Below are 9,973 nucleotides of genomic sequence, written 5' to 3'. Positions count from 1 at the left end.
GCGCCAGGATTCATTGATACTCACAGTCATAGTGATATCGAAGTACTGCAGGACAGCCGCGTCCTGCCGAAGGTCATGCAGGGGGTAACGACAGAAATTCTGGGACAGGATGGCATATCCGTCGCCCCTCTGCCGGAAACCTACATTGCGACGTGGCGTCATAACCTGGCCGGTATCGGTGAGGATTCAGAGCGCATAGACTGGCACTACCATACGACAGCCGGGTATCTGAACCGGGTACGGGCTGCGCGGCCGGGAATCAACGAATGCTATCTCGTACCACACGGCAATATCCGGATGGAAGCGATGGGACTTGAAAACCGGCAGCCATCAGATGCAGAATTGCAGAAGATGGCCGATATCACTCGGAGAGAAATGGAAGGCGGCGCTGTAGGTCTGTCTTCTGGTCTCATTTACCTTCCCTGCGTCTATGGCGGGAAAGAAGAACTCATCGCCATGTGCCGGGTCGTGGCAGAGTACCAGGGATGCTTTGTCGTCCATCAGCGGAGCGAGGCTGATACGATTGTCGCCTCTATGAAAGAAATCATCGACATTGCCCGTCAGTCCGGCGTCCATCTTCATATTTCCCATTTTAAAGTCTGTGGCCGGAAAAACTGGCAGTATATCCCCCAGGTACTCCGCCTTCTCGATGAAGCTGAAGCCGAGGGGATAAATATCAGTTTTGACCAGACGCCTTATACGGCAGGCAGTACGATGATGAGCGCCATTCTGCCGCCGTGGGTCATGGAAGGCGGTACCGATTGCGTACTCCGGCGCCTCTCTGATCGGACGCTGCGGCAGAAAATGATTGCTGACATCCAGAAGGGTATTCCCGGCTGGGATGACTTCATCGATTTTGCCGGTCCCGACCAGATTTATGTTTCCAGCGTCGGGAGCGAAAAAAATCAGGATGCCGTCGGCCTTAATCTCATCGAACTGGGAGAAAAACGGGGAAAAGATCCGTATAACGCAGTCTTTGATTTACTGTATGAAGAAAAAAATGATGTACGGATGATTGATTTTTATTGTCAGGAAAATCACGTATTGCAGTTCATGAAACGGCCGGAAATGAATCTGAGTACAGACGGGCTGTATGGCAGTCATCCTCATCCGCGCCTGTATGGTGCGTTTCCCTATGTGCTGCGTAAATATGTAAGGGAAAATCCGGTCTTTTCACTGGAAGAAGCAATACACAAGATGACAGGAAAAGCGGCATCGGCATTCCGCCTGCGTGACCGGGGCGTGCTGGCCGCCGGAAAGGCAGCAGACCTGATAATTTTTAAGGACGGCACTATCCGGGACAGGGCGACCTTTACTGAACCTGTCCAATTTCCGGAAGGCATAGAGCAGGTCTATGTAAATGGCGCATTGACTGTGGACCACGGTACTCATACGGATGCCCGGTCAGGCCGGGTCTTGATAAAAAATCATGGATACATTGTCTAAATGCGACAAAAAAATATATTTAACCTAAAAAAAATTTAGCTAACATCTTGCAAAAATGGAAAATCATGATATACTTCTAAGTATACAAAAACTTTTTGATGAGCAAAAATATTTTTAGTAAAAGAAATGGGCTTTCAGGAACAGATAGCACGACAAGGAGGATGAATACCATGGCAGATACCATGAAATGGGTCATGAACCACATGCCCAAGACGGAAGATAAAAATCTTCCCATTATGTCCGTTGAAGAAGTCAAAAAAGCACGGACCTTTCATCAGAGCTTTCCCCAGTATAAGGAAACGCCGCTGACGAAACTTCCTAAGATGGCTGCATATTTCGGCCTCGGTTCTCTTTTCGTCAAAGATGAATCGTACCGTTTCGGCCTCAACGCATTCAAAGTATTGGGCGGGTCCTATTCCATGGCAAAATATATTGCCAAAGAAACGGGAAAAGATGTATCGGAACTGCCCTACGATGTACTGACATCAGATAAGCTCCACGATGAATTTGGCACGGCCACGTTCTTTACGGCAACAGACGGAAATCACGGCCGGGGCGTAGCCTGGGCAGCGAATAAACTGCGTCAGAACGCTGTCGTACATATGCCGAAGGGGACGACACAGACCCGGTTGGAAAATATCAGGAAACTCGGTGCCAAAGTCGATATCCTTGATCTCAATTACGACGACTGTGTACGTCAGGCTGCAAAAGAAGCATCCGAAACGCCGCGGGGCGTCATCGTACAGGATACGGCATGGGACGGATATGAAGAAATCCCTTCGTGGATCATGCAGGGTTATGGCACGATGGCCATGGAAGCAGCCCAGCAGTTAAATGAACAGGGAATAGACCGGCCGACCCACGTATTCGTCCAGGCTGGTGTCGGTTCGCTGGCCGGTGCTGTCGTCGGATTCTTCTCCAACCTCTATAAAGATAATCCGCCCGTATTCGTCGTCGTCGAAGCCGAAGCAGCGGCCTGCCTTTACAAAGGTGCCGCAGCCGGTGATGGCAAACCGCGCATCGTCGATGGGGACATGCAGACCATTATGGCAGGCCTCGCCTGCGGGGAACCCAATACGATTTCCTGGGATATCCTCAAGAATCACGTCAAGATGTTCGTTGCAGCGCCTGACTGGGTGGCAGCCCAGGGGATGCGCATGCTGGGAGCCCCGATTAAAGGCGATCCGGCCATCACATCCGGTGAGTCCGGCGCAGCTCCCTTTGGAGCTTTGTCGGTTCTCATGACCAGCGATGACTGTGCCGATGTCCGCAAAGAACTGGGACTGGATGAAACAGCCAATGTCCTGGTCTTCTCCACCGAAGGTGACACGGATCCACAGCGGTATAAAAACATTGTCTGGAAAGGCCTCGATAAATAACGAGTGCAACATAGTATACAGGATAGTACCTATATTTTCATGAAAAGGAGCAGTACAACATGGCACTGGATTACAGCAAAATCAAAGAAGCCGCAAAGGGCTACGAAAAAAACATGACAAAATTCTTACGGGAGATCGTACAGTATCCCGGTGAAAGCTGCGATGAAAAAGCTCATATCGACCGGATAGCACAGGAAATGCGGGCTCTTGATTTCGATAAAGTAGAAATCGACCCCATGGGCAATGTCCTCGGTTACATGGGCAGCGGCAAGACACTCATCGCATTTGATGCCCATATCGATACGGTAGGCATTGGCAACAAGGACAACTGGGAATTTGATCCGTACAAGGGTTTTGAAACGGAAACGGAAATCGGTGGCCGTGGTACATCTGACCAGTGCGGCGGTATTGTATCGGCTGTCTATGGCGCCCGTATCATGAAAGACCTGGGTCTCCTGTCTGATAAATACACCGTTCTCGTTACCGGTACTGTACAGGAAGAAGACTGCGATGGTCTCTGCTGGCAGTATATTATCAAAGAAGACGGCGTCCGCCCGGAATTTGTCGTATCGACTGAACCGACAGATGGCGGCATTTATCGTGGCCAGCGGGGCCGTATGGAAATCCGCATCGATGTCCAGGGCGTATCCTGCCACGGCAGCGCTCCTGAACGAGGTGATAATGCTATCTATAAGATGGCCGATATCCTTCAGGACGTACGGGCTCTCAACGAAAACGACGCTGCTGACAGTACAGAAATCAAAGGCCTGGTCAAAATGCTCGACAAAAAGTACAATCCTGAATACGAAGAAGCTAATTTCCTCGGCCGTGGCACTGTTACGTGCTCCCAGATTTTCTACACATCGCCAAGCCGCTGTGCTGTTGCTGACTCCTGCGCCGTATCGCTGGACCGCCGTATGACCGCTGGTGAAACATGGCAGAGCTGCCTCGATGAAATCCGGGCACTGCCCAGCGTCAAAAAATACGGTGATGATGTCAAAGTCAGCATGTATGAATACTCCCGTCCGAGCTATACGGGCCTGACTTATCCTATTGAATGCTATTTCCCGACCTGGGTCATCCCTAAAGACCACAAGGTGACCAAAGCCATGGAAGAAGCCTATACGAACCTCTTCGGCACGACGCGTATCGGCTCGGCTGAAACGGAAGCAGAACGGAAAGCACGCCCACTGACCGATAAATGGACCTTCTCGACGAACGGTGTCACCATTATGGGCCGCAACGGCATCCCCGTCATCGGCTTCGGCCCTGGCGCAGAAGCACAGGCTCATGCGCCTAATGAAAAGACATGGAAACAGGATCTCGTCACTTGCGCCGCTCTTTATGCAGCCCTTCCCAGTGTCTACACCAAAGACTAATTGATGTATACTATACAGTGTCTATTATTATAGTATTTGCCAAAAGGAGAGTATCACTATGGAAAAGAACTTGCAGTATTATTTAGACCAGCTTAAAGCCCTCAATTTCAAGGATATGTATGAAAACGACTTTTTCCTCACCTGGGACAAAACCGATGATGAACTGAAAGCCGTCTGGGTCCTTGCCGATGCACTTCGCTATATGCGTCAGCACAATATTTCGACCCGCGTGTTTGAAAGTGGCCTGGGTATCTCTATTTTCCGCGATAACTCGACCCGTACCCGCTTCTCCTTTGCTTCGGCCTGCAACTTCCTCGGTCTGCAGGTACAGGATCTGGATGAAAAGAAGAGCCAGATTGCCCATGGCGAAACCGTCCGCGAAACGGCTAATATGATTTCCTTCATGGCCGATGTCATCGGCATCCGTGATGATATGTATATCGGCAAAGGCCATGCATATCAGGAAGAAGTTGTCAAATCCGTTACCCAGGGGTATAAAGACGGCATCCTCGAACAGAAACCGACGCTGGTCAACCTCCAGTGTGATATCGATCATCCGACGCAGTGCATGGCAGATGCTGCCCACATCATCAATACCTTTGGCGGTATCCAGAATCTGAAAGGCAAGAAAATTGCCATGACCTGGGCCTACTCTCCGTCCTATGGCAAACCTCTTTCGGTACCGCAGGGTGTCATCGGCCTCATGACCCGTCTCGGCATGGACGTCGTGCTGGCTCATCCGGAAGGTTATGAAGTCATGCCGGAAGTAGAAGAAGTGGCTAAGAAAAATGCCCAGGCTTCTGGCGGTTCGTTCCGTGTAACCAATGACATGGCCGACGCATTCAAAGATGCCGATGTCGTATATCCCAAGAGCTGGGCTCCTTTCAAAGCCATGGAAAAACGGACGAAACTCTATGCCGATGGAGATCAGGCCGGTATCGATGCCCTGGAAAAAGAACTGCTGGCCCAGAATGCACAGCATAAAGATTGGTGCTGCACGGAAGACCTCATGAAGACGACCAAAGACGGCAAGGCCCTCTATCTGCACTGCCTGCCTGCCGATATCAACGGCGTCAGCTGCAAAGATGGGGAAGTCGAAGCGTCCGTATTCGACCGTTATCGCGATCCTCTTTACAAAGAAGCCAGTTACAAACCGTACATCATTGCCGCTATGATTATGCTTGCCAAATTCCAGAATCCTGTAGAAACGTTGGAAGCACTGGCAAAACGCAATACGCCGAGAAAAATGAAATAAGCCTGTTTGTTGCTTTGTGAGCCTGATGAGGTGCCGATCCATCCGGGACCGGCACCTCATCTGTCTTTTCAGGCTGTCCTATTGGGCATCAGGCGTAAAGCGAAGTGTACAAATTCCGCTTCAGGCCTGAGGCCCCATAGGAAGTGAAGAATATACCGGTGTGATACTTTTATATATAAAGGAAGGAACGATATGGAACAGAAAAAGAAACGGATCGTCATCGCCCTGGGCGGCAATGCCCTGGGAAATACGCTCCCCGAACAGATGAAGGCTGTCAAGATTACAGCCAAGGCAATCGTCGATCTTATTGAAGAAAACTGTGAAGTCATTGTATCTCATGGCAATGGCCCGCAGGTCGGGATGATCAATAATGCCATGGCAGCACTCAGTCGTGAAAACCCGGCCCAGCCCAATACGCCGCTGTCAGTCTGTGTCGCCATGAGCCAGGCTTATATTGGCTATGACCTGCAGAATGCCTTACGGGAAGAATTACATAACCGGGGAATCAAAGATATTCCGGTTGCTACTATGGTGACTCAGGTACGGGTTGACGAAAAGGATCCGGCCTTTGAGCATCCATCCAAACCGATTGGTCATTTTATGACAAAAGAACAGGCTGATTTCGCAGAACAACATTACGGTTATATAATGAAAGAAGACGCCGGCCGCGGCTACCGCCGCGTCGTTGCATCTCACCAGCCACAGGAAATCATTGAAATTGGGGCAATCCGGACTCTCGTCGAATCGGGGCAGGTCGTCATTGCCTGTGGTGGTGGCGGGATTCCTGTCATGTGCCGGGGAAATCACCTGAAAGGTGCCAGCGCCGTCATCGATAAAGATTTTGCCAGTGAACTTATGGCAGAAAATCTTGATGCCGATTATCTGATTATCCTCACAGCCGTTGAAAAAGTGGCAATCCAATTTGGAAAACCGGACGAACAATGGCTGGACGATCTGACGACAACCGATGCGCGCCGCTATATACAGGAAGGCCAGTTTGCTCCTGGTTCCATGCTGCCCAAAGTACAAGCGGCTGTCCGTTTTGCCGAATCCAAACCAGGTCGTACGGCCCTTATCACTCTTTTGGAAAAGGCAAAAGACGGCATCCTTGGAAAAACGGGTACGCATATCCATATGGGATAAGGAGGGCGGACTATCATGCCAGAACCGGACTCTAAAAAGCGTGCACTCTCCTTATTCGAACTCAACGGCAGGCCGCCTTTCCGCGTTGCTCTGCCTATTGCCCTGCAGCATGTCATTGCCATGATTGTCGGTTGTGTCACGCCGGCCATTATCATTGCCGGTGTCGCTCATTTGTCGCCGGCAGACAGTGTCATTCTGATTCAGGCGTCCCTTATTGCGGCAGCTATTGGCACAGCATTGCAGTTATTTCCCATCGGACCGCGCAGCGGGATTCATCTGGGAGCGGGACTGCCTGTCATCTTTGGCGTCAGTTTCGCCTACGTACCGAGTATGCAGGCTATTACAGAAGAATTTGGTATTGCTGCTATCTTCGGCGCACAGGTCGTCGGTGGCTTGGTCGCAATTCTGGTGGGGCTTTGCATCCGCCGGATCCGCCATTTCTTTCCTCCTCTCGTAGCCGGAACGGTCGTTTTTACAGTCGGACTCTCATTATATCCTATCGCTATTAATTATATGGCCGGCGGAATCGGACAACCGACCTATGGCCAATGGCAGAACTGGGTCGTGGCCTTGTTTACGCTGGGCGTCGTCACCTTTTTCACCCATTTCGGCAAAGGAAGCCTGAAGCTGGCATCCATTCTCGTCGGTATGGGATCCGGGTACATCCTTTCTCTCGTACTGGGCATGGTAGATTTTACCAACGTAGCCAACGCCGGTTATTTTGAGGTGCCGCGGATCATGCACTTCGGCATAGAATTTGATGTGTCAGCCATCGTCGCTATCGCCATACTGTTCGTCATCAATTCTATCCAGGCTATCGGTGACTTTTCGGCAACTACATCGGGGGCCATGAACCGCCTGCCAGAAACGCAGGAACTGCACGGCGCATTGCTGGGGCTGGGCGCGACGAACATCCTGGGGGCCTTCTTTGGGTTCCTGCCTACGTCTACCTATGGACAGAATGTCGGCATCGTTACGACGACGCGGGTCATCAATCGTCACGTCCTGGGCATGGCAGCCTTCATTATTCTCATTGCCGGCCTTTTCCCGAAATTTTCTGCGCTCCTGACGACGATTCCCTATGCAGTCCTCGGCGGGGCGACCGTATCTGTATTTGCCTCTATTGCCATGACCGGTATCAAACTGGCCCTTTCAGAAGGGACCAGTCCGCGCAATACGGCTATTATCGGACTAGCCGTGGCTATGGGAATGGGCCTTTCGGCAGCGCCGGCCACATTAGCGCTGTTCCCGGCCTGGGTGACGACGATTTTTGGCAAGGCTCCTGTCGTAGCGGCATCCCTTATAGCTATTACGCTCAATCTCCTCATACCTAAAGAAATCAAATAAGAAAAGACAAAGGTGTCCCGTTATGGTTCCGGCCGCAAAGGGGCACTTTTTGACCGTGTAAACTGATGCGGTTGTGGTATAATAAAACTATCTTGATGGTGTGAAGGTGATACGGTGTTTCAGGAAACGTATGATGCCTCAGCAAAAAGTGCGGCAGCCAAGGTACGGTTTTTAAAAGACAATCCTATAGGATACGTGATGGCTTCCCTTCTGGGCGGAGCCTATTTGGGATTTGGTATATTGCTGACCTATACGATCAGCGGTTTTTTGGGAGACTGTCCGGCACGGCATATCATTATGGGAGCATCTTTTGGCGTTGCCCTGAGCCTGGTCATCATTTGCGGAGCAGAAATGTTTACGGGAAATGCCTTTGTCCTGTACAATGGCCTGAGGCGTAAATTGATTTCTATTAAAGATGTCCTTTGCCTCTGGGCGGTCTGTTACGGCGGAAACTGGCTGGGAGCGGTTATATTATCCCTGCTGTTTTATGGTGCCGGTTATGATACGGGCACGACGGCGGAGGCGATTACCGAAGCAGCAGTCATGAAAATGAGCCTGCCGCCGCTGGAGCTTTTTTTCCGGGGCATCCTCTGCAATATCCTCGTCTGCCTGGCCATCTGGAGCAGTTTCCGCTGTCATTCCGATGCAGGTAAATTGATTATGACGTTTTGGTGCCTGTACGTATTTTATACACTGGGGTTTGAACACTGTATTGCCAACATGACTGTCATGACGCTGGCGATGCTGCTGCCGGCTGCGCCGGATATTACCCTGGCCGGATACGGGTATAATCTGTTCTGGGTGACACTGGGAAATATAGCCGGGGCGGTTTTCTTTTTGTCTATTCCCTACGGATGGGCCGCCTATGGCAGAAAATATCAATAATATCATTGCACGGCACTGGCGCCGGACTATCGCTCCGTCCAGGCCGTGCTTTTTTATGCCCTAAATGCATGATTTCGTGTGAATTATACAGATTGCTAAATAAATGTTAGATAATCTAAAAAATATTTGACACACATACAAATAAAATGCTAATATGTTTTTAGATACGGGAACGGCAAATGTACTATTATAAAAATGCATATAGAATACAAGAGCTGTCCGGATAAAGGGATGCCGGGCAGCCGGAATGGAGGATACGATATGTTACTTCTTGGAAATGGTACGGTTGTGACGCGTACGAAAGAACGTGGACTGATTCATGATGGAGCCGTAGTTATGGACGGCGGTATCATCTGTGATATCGGACCGCTGCCGGCGATGCGGCAGAAGTATGAACAGGCTGACTATATAGATGCCCATGGCGGACTGATCATGCCGGCTTTTATCAATGCCCATGAGCACATTTACAGTGCCATGGCCCGCGGCCTGGCTATCAATGGATATGCGCCCAGGGGATTCCTCGACATTCTCGATGGTCTCTGGTGGAATATCGACCGGCATCTGACCAATGACCTGACCTGGCTGAGTGCCGTAGAAACGTATATGGAATGTATCAAAAACGGCGTGACGACGATTTTTGACCACCACGCCAGTTATGGTGAAATCAAGGACAGTCTGTTTACGATTGGCGATGCAGCACGGAAGATGGGCGTCCGCTCCTGCCTGTGCTATGAAATTTCCGACCGGGACGGCAGGGACAAGGCAAAAGAAGCGGTGCTGGAAAATGAAGCCTGGATCCGGTATGCCCAGAAAGATACGACAGACATGCTCGCCGGCATGATGGGAATGCATGCCCAGTTCACCATCAGTGACGAGACGATGGAACTGGCAGCAAATCATAAACCATCCGGGGCAGGATACCATATCCACGTGGCAGAAGGTATTGAAGATTTGCAGGACTGCCTGAAAAAATATGGCAAACGCATTGTGGACCGGCTCTATGACTGGGATGTCCTGGGACCGCACAGCCTGCTGGGGCATTGCATTTATATCAATCCTCATGAAATGGACCTTCTGAAATATACGGATACGATGGTGGTGCACAATCCCGAATCTAACATGGGAAATGCCTGCGGATG

At 50.6% G+C, this 9,973-nt stretch carries 8 protein-coding genes; all 8 read left to right on the top strand.

Features of this window, described 5'->3' with window-relative positions; genetic code table 11:
* A partial coding sequence (locus DBO31_RS03000) for an amidohydrolase family protein (protein WP_150824409.1) occupies positions 1-1,446 on the top strand: 1,446 nt, incomplete at its 5' end.
* Between the two features lie 170 nt (positions 1,447-1,616).
* On the top strand, positions 1,617-2,825 hold the full coding sequence (gene dpaL, locus DBO31_RS02995; RefSeq protein ID WP_059076418.1) for a diaminopropionate ammonia-lyase: 1,209 nt from the start codon (positions 1,617-1,619) through the stop codon (positions 2,823-2,825).
* Between the two features lie 65 nt (positions 2,826-2,890).
* The gene (locus DBO31_RS02990; RefSeq protein ID WP_200817445.1) at positions 2,891-4,204 is read left to right on the top strand and encodes a YgeY family selenium metabolism-linked hydrolase; all 1,314 of its coding nucleotides are present in this window, start codon (positions 2,891-2,893) and stop codon (positions 4,202-4,204) included.
* A 58-nt stretch (positions 4,205-4,262) separates the two neighbouring features.
* A complete protein-coding gene (gene ygeW / locus DBO31_RS02985; protein WP_059076420.1) occupies positions 4,263-5,459 on the top strand; it encodes a knotted carbamoyltransferase YgeW in 1,197 nt (398 codons plus the stop codon).
* A 192-nt stretch (positions 5,460-5,651) separates the two neighbouring features.
* Positions 5,652-6,602 (top strand): carbamate kinase, encoded by a 951-nt coding sequence (gene arcC / locus DBO31_RS02980; protein ID WP_150824407.1) that lies wholly within the window; start codon positions 5,652-5,654, stop codon positions 6,600-6,602.
* Between the two features lie 15 nt (positions 6,603-6,617).
* Complete coding sequence (locus DBO31_RS02975) at positions 6,618-7,949, top strand: uracil-xanthine permease family protein (protein WP_059076422.1); 1,332 nt, start codon at positions 6,618-6,620, stop codon at positions 7,947-7,949.
* A gap of 114 nt (positions 7,950-8,063) precedes the next feature.
* Positions 8,064-8,834 (top strand): formate/nitrite transporter family protein, encoded by a 771-nt coding sequence (locus DBO31_RS02970; protein WP_113856462.1) that lies wholly within the window; start codon positions 8,064-8,066, stop codon positions 8,832-8,834.
* A 261-nt stretch (positions 8,835-9,095) separates the two neighbouring features.
* A partial coding sequence (locus DBO31_RS02965) for an amidohydrolase family protein (RefSeq protein ID WP_150824406.1) occupies positions 9,096-9,973 on the top strand: 878 nt, incomplete at its 3' end.

Source organism: Megasphaera sp. DJF_B143, assembly GCF_900320625.1.
Taxonomy (GTDB): Bacteria; Bacillota; Negativicutes; order Veillonellales; family Megasphaeraceae; genus Megasphaera; species Megasphaera hexanoica.
The sequence above is the reverse complement of the archived record's forward strand: the minus strand, read 5'-3'. Positions and strand labels throughout refer to the sequence as shown.